The organism is Microcoleus sp. B4-C1 (assembly GCF_036705285.1).
Taxonomy (GTDB): Bacteria; Cyanobacteriota; Cyanobacteriia; order Cyanobacteriales; family Microcoleaceae; genus Microcoleus.
Map to the genome: position 1 here is coordinate 1 of NZ_JAUBUC010000133.1, position 14,687 is coordinate 14,687.

Sequence of the window (14,687 nt, forward strand, 5' to 3'; positions counted from 1 at the left end):
CGTCCAAAAAGGACGGGCGGGACGCCCATCCCACAATAACAATTAAAATTGTAAGTTATTTAATTCGCGATCCTTAAAAACTGTCCGGAGTATTGCTATCTGGGAAATTAAATTTATATTTCGCAACATTTACTGGATGTTGTCTCGATACAGCTAATGCTATCATTTGCAACTCAAAATCGACGCTTTTACTGAATCTTTAAGATAGAGCGACAACAGCGAGTCTTTTTTAAATTTTTGATAAAGAACGGGGTACTAGGCGTCAAAAGGGTAAAATTTTTAGGTAGGAAATAAAAAAGTTAATTGCGATTAATTTGAGGATTGTCATAAAAAATCTTTGTATATTATATGATCAAAAGTAAGGATTGATAGTCAATCGTTCACCTACAGATTAAGAATTTCATGGATATTCAATTAATTAATATCGGTTTTGGTAACATTGTGTCTGCTAATCGAGTGATTGCCATTGTCAGTCCCGAGTCAGCGCCAATTAAGCGGATTATTACTGATGCACGGGAGCGGGGACAACTGGTTGACGCAACTTACGGCCGCCGCACGAGAGCGGTAATTATTACAGATTCGAGTCACGTCATCCTCTCGGCGATTCAGCCGGAAACTGTTGCTAATCGTTTTGTGATCAGCAAAGACGGTCAAGGTCGGGATGATTGAGGTTTGTCAGTTGCAATTTGAGCGCTTACGGTCTAAAGTAAGCAGAAACTTAAATTGTTACACGTTTCTATTCTCAAAATGAAATCTGGTAAATTAATTGTTCTGACGGGGCCTAGCGGTGTGGGGAAAGGCACCTTAGTACGATCGCTCCTCAATCGCCATTCCGAATTGTATCTTTCGGTATCGGTGACAACTCGTGAGCCCCGTGAGGGAGAAATTGAGGGAAAGCATTACTATTTTGTTAGCCGCAGCCGTTTTGAACAAATGGTTGAGGCTGGAGATTTGGCGGAATGGGCCCAGTTTGCCGGTAATTTTTACGGTACTCCTTATTTTGGTCTTAAACAAGGAATCGGTGAGGGAAAATCGGTAATCCTGGAAATTGAGCTGGAAGGGGCAAGGCAAATTAGGAATAATTTTCCAGAGGCGCTGCGAATTTTTATTTTACCTCCTTCTTGGGAAGAATTGGAGCGACGGCTGCGGAGTCGGGGTCAAGATTCCGAAAGTGCGATCGCCCGTCGGTTGGTGCGGGCTAAAGAGGAAATTGAAGCGGCGGGGGAATTCGATTTCCAAGTTGTTAATGACGATTTGGAAGTTGCTTTGAAAAAGCTAGAATCAATACTTAATTTGGAGTAACTTTTAGGTGGGGATGAGTGAATTTTGAAGTTTTATTGATATTAATGCCCAACAGCACGACACGAAAGTCACGGATACACTGATAGTTGTTTTTTCTTCTAACTTCTGAATCACCATTAAGAATTAATCCGTGTATCCGTGTCAAAATCAGTGTCGTGCATTCCTTGTTCCTTCAATCTTACCCATTTCTCCGTCCTGGCTAAAACTTCGCTACTTTGTTTGATAGCAACACAAACTTTTAAATTCAATTCGAGAATATTAGATGAAGGAGACATTTTTCTCAACGGTTCAATTTCGCGAGCAGAACAGCCCAACATTTCCATATAAGCTAGCGTCCAGCCAATAGCTGCAATGTCCCCTACATTGCCTTCTCCAGCGCAAAGGTAACAACCCAATTCGCCCTCCGGCCCACACTCAGGACACACCCAATTGCCCAGTTGTGAATGGAGTAGATTTGTGCGGGAGGCGGATGCGATTGTTAATGCTTTAATATGATTTTGAACGACTTGTTTAAAACCTCGGTTTTGGTTGCTGCGGTAGTCGGAATTGCCGTGCGATCGCCCGATTGCTACTGCTTGCTGTTGTGGCGAAGCAAGAGAGGCTGTTTGGTTCTCCCTGGTTACTCTAGATTCGCCTAGGTTCGCAGTTAGCTGAATACCATAGTCTTTCGACTCTTCAGTCTGAGAGTGGTTGAGTGGGCTGGAGGAATCGGGTTCGGAAGTTGTGAAGGATTGTTCTATGCGATCCTCTTCGAGGGCTTCGCCAACGGCAAAATCTTGCATTGAGAGGTGATGTTCGATCGCCAAAGACCAAGTTCTTTTATGTCGGAGGTCGCCATATTTTCTGGCTTCTTCCTCAGTAATGCCGATCGCCGCAGCCTCTTGGCGCAGCACATTAATCGAAGTCATTGTATCTGATATCATTAGTTTGTTTGCAGTTAAATTTACGATCGCCCGCTCAGCCTACAAATAAATTACCTTAGATATAGTACAATAGTCCGGACTATTTTTAGATTGTCTTCTGAAATCCGTGATTTTCCGTTATGAAGGAGATTGCACAATCGCCCTGAAACCCTTATTTTACGCTTGGCAATCACACAGTGTCCGAAGCATTGATAGTAGCCTAAATCTAAAATCTAAAATCTAAAATCTAAAATCTAAAATTGGATGACTTCAATTCTTCCCGATACAGCTTTATCTGTTGCTGGACTAACATCTTACCTGCAAGACTTGTTGGAGGGCGATCGCAACCTGCAATCAATTTGGCTGACAGGCGAGGTGTCGAACGTTTCGCACCACCCCAGCGGCTGCTTTTTCACTCTGTGCGACACCGACAAAAGCGCTGCGATTCGCTGCGTGGTGTGGAATTCTCAGCGGCAAAAATTGGTGCAAATGCCCGCAAAAGGGGAACAGTTGCTGGTTTTGGGAAGCATCCGGGTTTACAAAAATCGCGGCGAGTACCAGTTGACGGTTGTGCAATCGCTACCGGCTGGGGAAGGATTGCAGGCTTTGCGGTTGCAGCAATTGCGATCGCGCTTGGATGCTGAGGGTTTCTTCGATCCCGCCCGAAAGCGCCCGATTCCGGCACACCCGCAAATTGTGGCAGTGGTGACATCCGATACTGGCGCTGCTTGGGGAGACATTCAGCGGACTCTAGCCCAAAGATATCCGGGTTTGCGGGTGTTGCTGTCACCGACAGGAGTGCAGGGAGAATTGGCTGCTGCTGCCATTGCTAGGGCGATCGCGCGCGTAGAATTGGACGGTAGGGCGGAGGTGATCATTTTAGGGCGGGGCGGCGGTTCTGCGGAAGATTTGGCTTGTTTTAATGATGAGAGAGTTGTCAGGGCGATCGCGAATTGTGCGATTCCAATTATTACAGGTATCGGACACGAAAGAGACGAATCTCTCGCCGATTTAGTAGCAGATAAACGAGCCCACACTCCAACAGCGGCGGCGGTTCAAGCTGTACCAATTTTAGCAGATATTTACTTTGAACACAAGCAGCGAATGGTCAATTTAGCAAGTGCTGTGCGGGCCAGATTTCAGGCAGAAGAAGAGCATTTGCAACAGTTACAAAATCGATTAAAACGTTTGCCTGCGACATCCCGAACTTTGCGGCAGGCAACTGGTAAACTGGAGGTATTGCAAGAAAAGTTATCCGCCCTGAATCCGGCGGCGGTATTGCAAAGGGGTTATGCGGCGGTAATCCAAAGTGACGGTACGATCGTCCGCACAACTGACGGTTTGGAATTGGGAGAGGAATTGACTGTGAGGTTGAGTCGGGGCGTGCTGAAAGTTAAGATTGTAGAAGTATTGGATGCGGAAGACAAGTTATGATTGATTCGCAGTTGCGCCAGTCTGACTGGAATTATGAGGAAACGGTCGATCGAATTGAAGCGATTATCGATCGGGTGGAATCGGGAGAGTTGCCCCTAGAGGAGGTTTTCGAGCAGTTTGGGGTGGCTGTCGAGTGTTTGCAGCAGTGCGAAAGCTTTTTGGCGCGGGGGAAGGAACAGATGGATTTGTCGATCGAGCTTTTGGCTGCAGAACCCGATTTTTAACCGGAGATAAACTCGGATTAATGTGGATAAAATAGCGCGTTTTGCCGAAATCCAGACAGGGAATTAATTCCCTGTCTCCTCGCAAAAGTCTTCGCTATGAGGAGTGTTAAACTGATAATACTCAATCCGGGTTTCCTACCCCCCTTCTTATTACCAAACGCAGAATCACAATCGACATTCTTTACCTTAAAATCAGGTTACTTTGCATCACTACTTTATTTGATTTTTTTAGTCACATTCATCTTCCCATATTGCTTGATACTCCAAAAGCTGTTCCCCTCGGATAATACACAAATTGCCCGTAACTTTTGCAGCATCCAAGCCGCGAATTAATACAGGGTAAGAGCATCTCAATCACCCTTGACAAAAGGACTCAAAAGAATCTAATATATTGTCAGCAAAACAAGAACGAATAATTTGAATCAAATCATCACTATCCATAGCTGCCCTTTTCATTTTTTGTCTAAAACTACGTTTGTAAGTCGGTTCACGATTGAAGGCATTGAGCGCGAGCCGTCGCAGGACAGCTAAATTCTGGGGACTGTGGAAAAAGCGAATCCGGCAGGCATCTTCAGCAAAGGTAGAATCTAAAGCCCAATGAGCCTCATTTTCAATCCCCCAATGTTTTCGGAGAACTCGACCTAAAAGTTGAGCATCACTATTTAAAGAAGTTAGAAATGAAAAATAAATAAGTTGATGAGTTATCGGTTATAATGAAAAAAGTGTGAGATAAAAATTTTCAATCCTACAGAGAACAACTCACAACTAATTTTTATACTTAACTATTCTAATTTAGTTTTAACTCCCTGTATGAGTCTAATTCAATTGAGTCAAAAATTAAAAACTTTTATAAATCATTATCCGAAAAAGATCAAAGAAGATATGCAGCTTTCTTAAGCTCAAAAATTAGGATGGGGTGGAATTAGCTATGTAATGCAAATTTTGGGATGCAGTCGAAATACTATCATCAAGGTAATAGAAGATTTAGAAAAAATGGAATTAAAGACACTGAATAGTTCCAGGATAAGAAAGATAGGAGGGGAAAGAAAAAGTATTCTGTCTACTAAAATCGGCATTGATGCAGAATTTTTATAAATTTTAAAAAATCACACAGCCTGAGACCCAATGAATGAGTTAATCAAATAAACTAATTTGACGCATAAAGAAATAGCTTCTGCAATACAAGCGGCAGGTTTTACCATTAGTCTCCCCTTAGTGGCAAAACTATTAAAAAATCATTGGTATGTGAAACGAAAACAAAAAACAAATAATATAGCCTTTCGAGCGAAAGATGAGGTATCATGTTACTGACACTCACTCGTGAGGGTCATTCGATTTTAGATTTTAGATTTTAGATTTTGGAGGCGACCCCACGGATAAATTTGGGGGACGCAAGGATTTTAGATTTGAGATTTTGGATTGATTCCACGGATAAATCACGTGGCGGGTACCATCAATAAATTCTTGGTAAAAAAAGCTATTGAAAAGAAAGGCGCAAAATTAATATACTTATCACCTTATTCACCAGATTTTTCACCAATTGAGAATCTATGGTCAAAACTTAAAATCATTCTCCGTTCTATCAAGACTACTAATTATCAAGAGTTAGGAAAAACCATCGAGTTTGCGTTCGGACAAGTTACAGCGTCAAATATTTTTAATTGGTATTACACACGGCTGTTATTGTACCTCATCTTTCTGAGAAAGGCTATAAATTTGTTTAAATCTCCTTAACTTAACTCTAGCCGCCCAGAAGAGACAGGCAAACCATCCTGAAATACCAGCAATTCTCCTGGCTGAATTTGCGTCCAAACTTCGTTATCTGTCAGCGGAAAAGTGGCAATAACAGCCACGCGATCGCCCTCCTTAGTCAATTCCCGAAAATCGACTGTTACATCTTCGTCGATCGAGTGAGCGCTAGCAAAAGGTGCTTGTCGCACAATATAATGCAGATTAGTAGAACAGTGGGTGAACAAGTGTTCTCCATCCGAAAGTAAATAATTAAAAATTCCGTGTTCTGCCAAACTTTTAGTGATTTCCTCCAGTACCGGGTAAATTTCCGCTACAGCAGGCTTACTTTGAGGAAAAGTAGAGCGCAGCTTTTCTAATATCAAACAGAATGCTTTTTCGCTGTCAGTTTTGCCAACCGGTTTGTAGACTCCGGCATATTCTGGATAAAAACTTTCGAGATTTCCGTTGTGAGCAAACACCCAATAACGTCCCCACAGTTCCCGAATAAAAGGGTGGCAGTTTTCCAGAGCAATTTCGCCTTGGGTAGCTTTGCGGATGTGAGCAATGACGTTAGTTGAATGAATGGGATAGCGACGCACTACTTCAGCAACCGGAGAAGCAATCGCAGGTTTAGAGTCTATAAAAAGGCGACATCCCAAACCTTCAAAGAAAGCAATTCCCCAACCGTCTTGATGAACGTCTGTTCTGCCACCTCTTGCAGAAAAACCCTCAAAAGAAAAGCAAATATCTGTTGGAACATTGCAGTTCATTCCCAGTAATTGGCACATAGCTTTTAAATTTCTGGAGTTTGGATAGATGTCGCAGCTATTGGCAGCTACAGATTAGCGATTATACTATTATAGTATGAATTGATTTAGCCTAATAAAAAAACACAATAATTTTTGATTTTCAACCGTCATGCTACTTAAAATTCAAAAAATGCGCGAAGCCAAGCTATCCCGTTCGTTAAGTGGGCCCGTTGCGGTAGGGAATCGCCCAAAATTCAATCCCGTTCCTCGGAGAACAGTCTTCATCGTTCCATTTCTCCTGCAATTTTGTTAATTAAATTTATGTAAAATTCACTTTTGTGGGGGAAAGTCTGAAAGTTGTTTGATATCCTTCAAAACTATTTGAGGCTTCCCTTTGTACTGTTCTACCTTCCCACTGACATACACATATCCCCGTCCCAGACCCGCATAACGTTTCTCGATTAGCCGCTTCAAGGGAGCTCTTTCATCAGTTTCAGCATCTGGTATCCACAAATCTAATTTATGATATACCGAACCAGCATAAATTAGAGCGCTACCGCCGATCCATTTAGTAATTCCCGCCTGCAAATCGCAGAAAATAGTAATAGATTTAGCTCTCTCAGAAGCAGCTAATATTTTCGGGTAGTGCAACCTCAAAGAAAGCGCTCCTGCCGTTGCTTCCGACAACCGAAACTCTTCAACAATCGAGCCTCGCATCGACCACCAAGGCAGTAAATTAGCATAGTTGCGAGAGGGGATTTTGGCATTAATAATCGGATTCCAAATCATCAGGTTGTAAGCTTTTGCTGCCGATTCTGCCTCAGTCATTTGTCGGTGATATAATCTGGAGCGGCCGTATTTGACGAAGTAGGGACTCCAGCCTTCTTCAATCAGTTTAAGATTGTAATTTTCTCCATCTTTATGTACGTAACAGAGGAGACGCCCGTAGTTGTCGCGGTGTTTTTGTAGAGCCACTTCAACCGAATCGTCTGTATCAAATTCTATGTCAATTTGAGCAAGTCCGCCATCTGCTGTCGCAAAGTATTTTTTAGCCATTTCCGTACCTGCTTTCCCCGCCGCAGTTACAGGTTTGGAGCCTCCCGGATGACTTTCTTCTGTATCGACGCAAATCAGGCGCAGAGCCTCGGTTTTGCCGTTGAGAGAAATTTTGATGCTGTCGCCATCAACTACTTTAGTTATTTGCAGGTTCGGAATTCTGGTTGCCATATTTTGAACCCTGTTGCACTTGAGATTTCATGCAGATATCGGTTGAATCATACACGAGTTCGCTATCAATAGCAACTGTAATTTTTGTTGTTTGTATTAATATTTGTCAAGTGTGGCGTATTTTATCAAGTCGGGGAAAAAATCTCGAAAATCCGATTCTAATCGCTGATAGTTAGCTGTCAAATCTTCTATGCCGCTTGCCAAATTATTTCTCCGCTTGATTCGGGCAGACATTCTTGTAAGAGTGATGCCGATTTCGGCAATTTCTTGATAAGATGAAAGCAAGTCGCGGGCAATTATTGTGGGCAGCACCCGCTGGAGAGATTCAGGCAATATATCGCGGTTGTCTTGCAGGACTTTATAGACATGGCGAGAAAAATCTGGAAGCGGAATTTCTGAATATTCGAGCCAATTTTTAGCCAAGAAGTGGTCGTAAAACACGTCAATCAAAACTCCAGCAAACCTGCGTCTATCGGCGCAAACAAGGCTTTTACTCGATCGCACTATTGCGTGAGAGTCGGTGTAGCTATCTACTTTGCGGTGCAAATCGATGCCTTTTCTAATTTCATCGGGATAAAGGTTGATTGCCGAACCTTTGACAAAATCTCCTAAGAGGTTGCCAATCAAGGATTCTGGCGTGCCTTTTGATAAGAATAGATGAGCCAAATAATTCATTAACTACACAACTGCATAACCTGTATGAGGTCTGACATCGGCGGGATGAAAACCTAAAACAATGGAATCCTTGGAAATTCCAGCAGCTACAAGTTCTTTTGTCACGCCGTATTCTGTCTCATCTCGCTGTACCCAAATCTTATCATCAATAATATCTATATGAACCAAACAGCCGTGAATTCGTTTGGCTTTATCCCAGCCTAAAGTAACTAGCAGGTAACAATCAGATTTTTCATCAAACACGGCTTTACAAATTATATCGCCATGAGAGTAAGGAATTTTTGTGTAAGGTTCGAGAACTGTTTTAATGGTGGTTCTAAAGTTAGCTAAAGTATCCATTTTACGATCGCCTCTTGATTTGGGTCGAATACAATCAGCTTGAGCTTTTCATCTTCAATCATTAATTGACCGATCGGATAACAAAAGAGTGATCGCCTAACTGTAGTATGCAGGCGATCGCTCCACCCACGTTCAAATATTGCTTGCGATCGGCTACATCTCTCGACGGAACGCTCTAATAGCTTCCCCAGCATCAGTTTCCGCCATCAAAATACAGCGTTTCATCAAGTCGAGATCGAGGTTATTGAGTCCGGGTAGCTGACTGCGATCGCTCTTTTCATAGCTACCGTCATGGAGATGATATATCTTCAGTAATCCATCTTCCCAAAACCAAACCTCTGAAACACCCAAAGCTTTATAGCGCTCTAACTTACTGATTCCTCCACTGGTAAAGACAACTTCGATCGACAAATCAGGAATCGGTTTTACACTCTCAATGCAGTAGGATTCGTCTGCTTGCACAGAGACAACTCCCGATCTTTCCTGCGTCATTGCCCCTGTAGGCTTGAAGAAAATTCCCTGTTCTACGAGAAAAGTAGTCACTAAGTAACCGATAACATGAGCAAAAGTTTCGTGGTCTTCTCCCGGCATCAGAATCTCGATCGTTTCATCATAGTAAAATAGTCGCACTCTAGGGGAGCCTTCAAAGCCTTTTTGGATAAATTTAAACCGTTCCCACATTCCATGATGAACAATTCGCTGATCTGTGGTTTTGCTAAGTAGTGGAGGCATCGCGCTCAGATCCAGTCCAGAAGTTATCTTGATTGTAGCTCATATTTAACAATTAAACTGCAGATGAACGCCGATAAAAATACATCAGCGTTCATCCGCGTTCATCTGCCTACATCTGCGGTTACAAAATACCCCTACGCACCACCGCGCAACTTATCCAAAACCGTCCGATCTTCCAAAGTCGAAGTATCCCCAGAAACCTCTTGTCCCGCCGCTAAAGAACGCAGCAAACGCCGCATAATCTTCCCGCTTCGAGTCTTCGGCAAAGCATCAGTAAATCGAATTTCGCCGGGACGGGCGATCGCCCCAATTTCCTTAACAACGTGCTGCTTCAATTCCTTAGCCAATTCATCGCTAGGTTGCTGCGAGTTGTCCAGCGTGACAAAAGCCACAATTTCCTCACCTTTAATCTCATCCGGTTTACCAACAACCGCAGCTTCCGCCACCGCTGGATGCGATACCAAAGCTGACTCGACTTCCATTGTGCCGAGTCGGTGTCCGGCCACATTAATTACATCGTCAACGCGGCCCATTACCCAGAAATAACCGTCTTTGTCCTTGTGCGCGCCGTCCCCTGCAAAGTACACGAATTCGCCATCTTTCGGGTGCAAATATTCCCAATAAGTGCGGCGGAAGCGATCGGGATCGTTGTAAAGCGTCCGCATCATTCCCGGCCAAGGATGTTTCACAACTAAATAACCGCCGCTTTCGTTAGTTACTGGTTCGCCATCTTGGTCAACAACATCAGCCACAATTCCGGGGAACGGTAGGGTTGCAGAACCGGGTTTGGTAGGAATTGCACCGGGCAAAGCGGTAATCATAATTCCCCCGGTTTCTGTTTGCCACCAAGTATCGACGATCGGACAATTCGACTTGCCAATTACTCGTTGATACCACATCCAAGCTTCGGGATTGATCGGTTCGCCGACGGTTCCTAACAATCGTAAAGATGACAAATTGCGCGCGTTGGGCAAGTGTTCGCCCATTTTCATGAATGTTCTGATGGCGGTGGGTGCAGTATAGAAAACGGTGACGCCGTATTTTTCAATTACATCCCAAAAACAGCCAGGATTAGAAGGGCGAGGAGCACCTTCATACATTAAAGTTGTCGCACCGTTGGATAGCGGCCCGTAGACAATATAACTGTGTCCAGTAATCCAGCCGACATCAGCAGTACACCAGTAAACATCGGTATCTTGGAGGTCGAATATCCATTTGGTTGTCATGTGGGTATAAAGGTTATAACCACCGGTTGTATGGACGACTCCTTTCGGTTTGCCGGTACTGCCACTGGTGTAGAGTACGAACAGCATATCTTCGCTGTCCATCGGTTCGGCGGGACAATTTGCCGATGCACCTTTTTGCAAATCGTGCCACCAATGATCGCGCCCTGGTTCCATGTCAATTTTCTGTTTGGTGCGCTGAACTACGAGAACGTTGGTAACGCTGGGTGTGGCATTATTTGCTAATGCTTTGTCTACTTGTGTTTTGAGGCCGACGGCGGTATCTTTGCGGAAGCCTCCGTCGGCGGTGATGACGAGTTTTGCTTGGCCGTCGTTGAGTCGATCGCGCAATGCTTCTGCACTAAAACCGCCAAAAACAACGCTGTGTACTGCACCGATTCTGGCGCAGGCTAGCATGGCGATCGCAGCTTCGGGAATCATGGGCATATAAATGCCGACGCGATCGCCCTTTTGGACTCCCAATTGTTTGATGACGTTCGCCATTTGGCAGACTTCGCGGTGGAGTTGCGCGTAGGTGAGGGTGCGGGAGTCTCCGGGTTCGCCTTCCCAAATCAGGGCGGCTTTATTTTTGCGCCAAGTGGTTAAGTGGCGATCGAGACAATTGTAAGAAATATTAATTTTACCGTTGACAAACCATTTAGCAAAAGGCGGCTGCCAGTCGAGAACGGTATCCCAGTTTTGGAACCAGTGCAATTCTTGGGCCGCGAGTTCTGCCCAAAATGCTTGGGGGTCAGCTTTGGCTTTGTCGTAGAGGGCTTGGTACTCTTCTAGGCTTTTGATGTGAGCTTTTTCGGAGAATTCAGCGGGCGGCTGAAATAGCCGTTTTTCATGCAGAATTGATTCGATGGTATCTTGTGACATTGCTGTTAGTTTTTAGTTCAGTTACTCTTTTTAGCTATTGTGTGCATAAGTTGGGACAAAAGTATGTTTATTTTCCTTAAGAGTTTGGGAAATTTGTAAATGTTGGGACTGTATTAGAAATTATGGTAGCGGTAAATGCTCAATTTTATCTTGGTACTCATCATCAAACGATCCTTCATAAATCAAAATCAGTTCGTCAATATTTTGACCTATACTCAGCTTGGAATTTAGGATAAATATTCCTGGGATATGGCGATTTTGCTCTAGATGATCTGTTAAATGCACGGGCATAGACCGACGGTTGTTGGTAACAAGAATGAAATTGTGGATTTCGCACCAAATAATAATTTCTGGATCGAGAGTGCCTTTGGAAGGTGCTGTTAGTTCTCCCACTGCTAGAACAACCATATCGGGATTGCGTCTGCGAATTTGATTGACATAGGCAGGATCGACATTTTCATCAAAGAGATACTGGATTGTCATCAGCCTTTCTCCTTGCATCTCTTTCTGCTCTCAGTTTGCGGATTTTTTCATATACGGGACGAGGATTGCGACGTTGTTCTTCTCGCATTTTATCGCCCCATTCAAGCCATTCGGTTATGTACTGACCGACTGTTTCTTTGTTGTGCAGGTAGTACAAAATGGTCGCATAAACTTGTTCGAGGGTTAGGGATGTATAAATGTTAGCGATTTCTTCGGGAGTTCGAGCGCGAAACAGGTATTCATAGAGAATGGTTTCGATGCCAATGCGGGAACCTTTGAGGCGAATATCGTCAGGTCTGAGGAAGTTGAAGTAGTCTTCTAGTTGCGTGGTTTGGTCGTTGACTTCATGAGATTGCTTGTCTTTATTAATTTCTGTTACTTCGGGAACCAGCACAATTACTTCTGCTCGGCTGTTGCGATATAACTTGAGCGGTTCCCCAACGCACAATTGTCCTAGATCGTCGATCGTTGCCATCACTTTAATTGCTTTCATACAATCTACCCGATTTACAGGAGCGATATCTGGTATGATTATATTATAACAAATCCGATGGTAATGCTTTTATAATTGACATTAACAGCCGATCGCACTAAAGCCATGACGCAAAATTTAGAAGCAAGCCAACTTTCGCTAAATGACGTTCGCCGCCTTCTCAAATTGGAAAGACAAACAGGAGGAGGTTTTACTGATTTTTTCTCTCTGGAACCTCTGACGGATTTTGAACAACAGGAATTATTGCTAATCGGTAATCACTTTTGGCGTCATCTAGAAGCAGGGAAAGTTTCTGCAAAGCTGGTTAAATTTTTAGTGCTTTCACCATTAATGAGATTAGCAGGATTTTTTGATATTTCGATCGTGCTGACAATGGAAGATAGCATCCCCATCGAGGTTGAGGATGGGGATACTGTAATTAAAGGGCGGTTGGATGTCTTAGCCGTAAATCAGCCGGATGCAGAGCTCGCGGCGGCACAGTTTTGGATTTTGGTAGTGGAGGCGAAAAATAGTGCGATCGATCCTTGGGCCGGTTTGCCGCAATTGCTGACTTATGCTTATAAAAGTTTGCAGCAGCAATCGTCTGTTTGGGGATTGACGACGAATGGACGCAACTATCAGTTTGTGTATCTGACGCGGGGAAATCCTTGTACTTATCAGATTTTACCGGAATTGAATTTGATTGACCGAGAGCGATCGCTCTTGTTGGCGCAAGTGTTGAAAGCGATTTGCAAGTTGCAGAATGTGCAGTTGCAGTTGGCTTAATCTCTGCGGTTAAAAGCTGTGCTTCCCCGTACTGCCTAGACAGATATTCTGTACCACTTTAGTCCTAATCGGCCTCTATCGTCGATGGCAACCAACTGTTGTGAACTTCTGTTGGGAAGTGCTGGGAAATTTAGAAATCAAGAAATGTTAAAAAATTGCAATAGCAAATGACAAAATCCAAATTTTTCTATACAATAATAAACGGTTAAGCCCTACAACTGAAGGTAAAAAAGTGTCTGAACTTAGACAAAATTTAATTACCAGAGATTGGGTAATCATCGCCACCGAACGGGCGACAAGACCGGATCAATTCGCTAACAAAAAAAAGTGCCAAATAGTAGTGCCACCGCACCGCGCCGATTGCCCGTTTTGCGTGGGAAATGAGGAAGACGGAACCTTAGAAAGTTGCCGTTTGGGCGATCGCGCTGGCTGGAAAGTCCGGGCTATTTGCAACAAATATCCCGCCCTCTCCCCGACAGCAAAATGGATGAGGATATCATCGGGAATTCACCGCACGATGGCGGGAATCGGCGTGCACGAAGTAATTGTCGAACATCCGCGACACGATTTGACGACAGCTTTGTTGAGCGTTGAAGAAGTTGCCAACATACTTTTAGTATACCGCCAGCGCTATGTAGAAATTAGAAAAAATCCCTACATTGAAACAATTATTATCTTCAAGAATCATGGGGAAACTGCCGGAACTTCTCTCGAACACCCCCACTCGCAGATAGCAGCGACGCCCGTTGTACCTAGCCAATTTCGCAGCCGCATCGACGAAGCTATTAGATATTTTGACGACACAGGAGAATGTCTGTTTTGCCGGACTTTGGAAGATGAATTAGCGGCGAAGGAAAGAGTGATTTGTGAGAGTGAACATTTTGTCGCTTTTATCCCTTACGCTGCACTTTCACCGTTTCACACGTGGATTTTTCCGCGTCGGCATTCCTCTTCGTTTGATGAAATTACTGATGCGGAAATTTCGGATCTTGCTTATACTTTGAAAACTGTACTGGCTAAGCTTTATTACGGATTGAACAATCCCGATTACAACTATAATATTCGATCGGTGCCGATCGCCCAACGTGCAACAAAATACTTTCACTGGTATATCGCCATTATTCCCAGAGTCACCAAGCAAGCTGGGTTTGAGTTGGGCAGCGGGATGTTTATCAATACTGCTTTGCCCGAAGAAAGTGCAGCGTTTTTGCGATCGATCGAAATTCCTAGCGACAGTAATTTCCCCCCCATCTAAAGTATCCTACATCACCATAGGTCAAGTTTACTTAAACTGGGGGTGGAAATGCACCCAGCTATTCTGAGTTGCGAGTCTGCGTTGAGGGAGGAAATTGATATTATTTGAGATTTGAGATTAAAGAATTGGGCATAACGCATGATCTAATGGTTTAGATCACCGGCATAAAGTTGGATTCTTTTTTAAACTGCTATAACAATACTTCGGACAGTTTTTAAGCAGCGAGAGTACCATAGGATAGGACTGACGGAAGGTTAGGGTGATTTAAAAT

The 14,687-nt window shown here is 43.7% G+C and carries 18 protein-coding genes; 7 read left to right on the forward strand and 11 right to left on the reverse strand.

Going from position 1 to position 14,687, the window contains the following annotated elements:
- The first annotated feature begins 402 nt into the window (after nt 1–402).
- Both remA and gmk read left to right on the forward strand, forming a co-directional pair.
- Nucleotides 403–669 carry an extracellular matrix/biofilm regulator RemA gene (gene remA / locus QUB26_RS29650; protein WP_006632566.1) on the forward strand — a complete coding sequence of 89 codons (267 nt, stop codon included), beginning with the start codon at nt 403–405 and terminating at the stop codon, nt 667–669.
- A gap of 78 nt (nt 670–747) precedes the next feature.
- Nucleotides 748–1,302, forward strand: a complete 555-nt coding sequence (gene gmk, locus QUB26_RS29655; RefSeq protein WP_333240027.1) for a guanylate kinase — start codon at nt 748–750, stop codon at nt 1,300–1,302.
- A gap of 116 nt (nt 1,303–1,418) precedes the next feature.
- Here the strand turns inward: gmk and QUB26_RS29660 are convergent, their stop codons facing one another.
- Entirely contained in the window at nt 1,419–2,225 is an 807-nt protein-coding gene (locus tag QUB26_RS29660; RefSeq protein WP_333302756.1) for a hypothetical protein, read from the reverse strand.
- Between the two features lie 243 nt (nt 2,226–2,468).
- Here QUB26_RS29660 and xseA point away from each other — a divergent pair, with 243 nt between their 5' ends.
- Nucleotides 2,469–3,638, forward strand: coding sequence for an exodeoxyribonuclease VII large subunit (xseA, locus tag QUB26_RS29665; protein WP_333239895.1), 1,170 nt, complete (start codon nt 2,469–2,471; stop codon nt 3,636–3,638).
- The gene (xseB, locus tag QUB26_RS29670; protein ID WP_333239897.1) at nt 3,635–3,862 is read left to right on the forward strand and encodes an exodeoxyribonuclease VII small subunit; all 228 of its coding nucleotides are present in this window, start codon (nt 3,635–3,637) and stop codon (nt 3,860–3,862) included. The genes xseA and xseB overlap by 4 nt, the downstream gene beginning before the upstream one ends.
- A gap of 354 nt (nt 3,863–4,216) precedes the next feature.
- On the opposite strand, the gene QUB26_RS32135 is transcribed toward xseB, so the two are convergent.
- On the reverse strand, nt 4,217–4,567 hold the full coding sequence (locus tag QUB26_RS32135; RefSeq protein ID WP_445299652.1) for an ISAs1 family transposase: 351 nt from the start codon (nt 4,565–4,567) through the stop codon (nt 4,217–4,219).
- 735 nt (nt 4,568–5,302) lie between these two features.
- Here QUB26_RS32135 and QUB26_RS29675 point away from each other — a divergent pair.
- Nucleotides 5,303–5,596, forward strand: coding sequence for a transposase (locus tag QUB26_RS29675; RefSeq protein WP_445299650.1), 294 nt, complete (start codon nt 5,303–5,305; stop codon nt 5,594–5,596).
- Here the strand turns inward: QUB26_RS29675 and QUB26_RS29680 are convergent.
- The 9 genes from QUB26_RS29680 to QUB26_RS29720 all read right to left on the reverse strand — a co-directional run bounded on the left by QUB26_RS29680 (nt 5,593) and on the right by QUB26_RS29720 (nt 12,396).
- Nucleotides 5,593–6,381: a class II glutamine amidotransferase gene (locus tag QUB26_RS29680; protein ID WP_333239899.1), complete on the reverse strand. Its 789-nt coding sequence runs from the start codon at nt 6,379–6,381 to the stop codon at nt 5,593–5,595. The genes QUB26_RS29675 and QUB26_RS29680 overlap by 4 nt on opposite strands.
- Before the next feature lie 291 nt (nt 6,382–6,672).
- A complete protein-coding gene (locus tag QUB26_RS29685; RefSeq protein WP_333320892.1) occupies nt 6,673–7,569 on the reverse strand; it encodes a thermonuclease family protein in 897 nt (298 codons plus the stop codon).
- Between the two features lie 96 nt (nt 7,570–7,665).
- Nucleotides 7,666–8,244, reverse strand: a complete 579-nt coding sequence (locus QUB26_RS29690) for an ACP phosphodiesterase (protein ID WP_333320894.1) — start codon at nt 8,242–8,244, stop codon at nt 7,666–7,668.
- 3 nt (nt 8,245–8,247) lie between these two features.
- Entirely contained in the window at nt 8,248–8,583 is a 336-nt protein-coding gene (locus QUB26_RS29695) for a XisI protein (protein ID WP_190740648.1), read from the reverse strand.
- Complete coding sequence (locus QUB26_RS29700) at nt 8,571–8,777, reverse strand: hypothetical protein (protein ID WP_333320896.1); 207 nt, start codon at nt 8,775–8,777, stop codon at nt 8,571–8,573. Before QUB26_RS29700 ends, QUB26_RS29695 begins: the two co-directional genes overlap by 13 nt.
- The gene (locus QUB26_RS29705) at nt 8,737–9,315 is read right to left on the reverse strand and encodes a Uma2 family endonuclease (protein ID WP_333320898.1); all 579 of its coding nucleotides are present in this window, start codon (nt 9,313–9,315) and stop codon (nt 8,737–8,739) included. Before QUB26_RS29705 ends, QUB26_RS29700 begins: the two co-directional genes overlap by 41 nt.
- Nucleotides 9,316–9,449: 134 nt before the next feature.
- Entirely contained in the window at nt 9,450–11,420 is a 1,971-nt protein-coding gene (gene acs / locus QUB26_RS29710; protein ID WP_333320900.1) for an acetate--CoA ligase, read from the reverse strand.
- A 120-nt stretch (nt 11,421–11,540) separates the two neighbouring features.
- Entirely contained in the window at nt 11,541–11,903 is a 363-nt protein-coding gene (locus QUB26_RS29715) for a DUF5615 family PIN-like protein (protein WP_333320902.1), read from the reverse strand.
- Nucleotides 11,881–12,396 (reverse strand): DUF433 domain-containing protein, encoded by a 516-nt coding sequence (locus QUB26_RS29720; RefSeq protein WP_445299651.1) that lies wholly within the window; start codon nt 12,394–12,396, stop codon nt 11,881–11,883. Before QUB26_RS29720 ends, QUB26_RS29715 begins: the two co-directional genes overlap by 23 nt.
- 75 nt (nt 12,397–12,471) lie before the next feature.
- On the opposite strand from QUB26_RS29720, the gene QUB26_RS29725 reads away from it, so the two are divergent.
- Both QUB26_RS29725 and galT read left to right on the forward strand, forming a co-directional pair.
- Nucleotides 12,472–13,161: a restriction endonuclease subunit R gene (locus QUB26_RS29725; RefSeq protein WP_333320904.1), complete on the forward strand. Its 690-nt coding sequence runs from the start codon at nt 12,472–12,474 to the stop codon at nt 13,159–13,161.
- A gap of 232 nt (nt 13,162–13,393) precedes the next feature.
- Entirely contained in the window at nt 13,394–14,416 is a 1,023-nt protein-coding gene (galT, locus tag QUB26_RS29730; protein ID WP_333320906.1) for a galactose-1-phosphate uridylyltransferase, read from the forward strand.
- The last annotated feature ends 271 nt before the right edge of the window (nt 14,417–14,687 follow it).

Coding starts and splice junctions, on each gene's coding strand:
- remA (WP_006632566.1), top strand. CDS start 403: ATGGATATTCAATTAATTAATATCGGTTTTGGTAACATTGTGTCTGCT.
- gmk (WP_333240027.1), top strand. CDS start 748: ATGAAATCTGGTAAATTAATTGTTCTGACGGGGCCTAGCGGTGTGGGG.
- QUB26_RS29660 (WP_333302756.1), bottom strand. CDS start 2,225: ATGATATCAGATACAATGACTTCGATTAATGTGCTGCGCCAAGAGGCT.
- xseA (WP_333239895.1), top strand. CDS start 2,469: ATGACTTCAATTCTTCCCGATACAGCTTTATCTGTTGCTGGACTAACA.
- xseB (WP_333239897.1), top strand. CDS start 3,635: ATGATTGATTCGCAGTTGCGCCAGTCTGACTGGAATTATGAGGAAACG.
- QUB26_RS29680 (WP_333239899.1), bottom strand. CDS start 6,381: ATGTGCCAATTACTGGGAATGAACTGCAATGTTCCAACAGATATTTGC.
- QUB26_RS29685 (WP_333320892.1), bottom strand. CDS start 7,569: ATGGCAACCAGAATTCCGAACCTGCAAATAACTAAAGTAGTTGATGGC.
- QUB26_RS29690 (WP_333320894.1), bottom strand. CDS start 8,244: ATGAATTATTTGGCTCATCTATTCTTATCAAAAGGCACGCCAGAATCC.
- QUB26_RS29695 (WP_190740648.1), bottom strand. CDS start 8,583: ATGGATACTTTAGCTAACTTTAGAACCACCATTAAAACAGTTCTCGAA.
- QUB26_RS29700 (WP_333320896.1), bottom strand. CDS start 8,777: ATGCTGGGGAAGCTATTAGAGCGTTCCGTCGAGAGATGTAGCCGATCG.
- QUB26_RS29705 (WP_333320898.1), bottom strand. CDS start 9,315: ATGCCTCCACTACTTAGCAAAACCACAGATCAGCGAATTGTTCATCAT.
- acs (WP_333320900.1), bottom strand. CDS start 11,420: ATGTCACAAGATACCATCGAATCAATTCTGCATGAAAAACGGCTATTT.
- QUB26_RS29715 (WP_333320902.1), bottom strand. CDS start 11,903: ATGACAATCCAGTATCTCTTTGATGAAAATGTCGATCCTGCCTATGTC.
- QUB26_RS29720 (WP_445299651.1), bottom strand. CDS start 12,396: ATGAAAGCAATTAAAGTGATGGCAACGATCGACGATCTAGGACAATTG.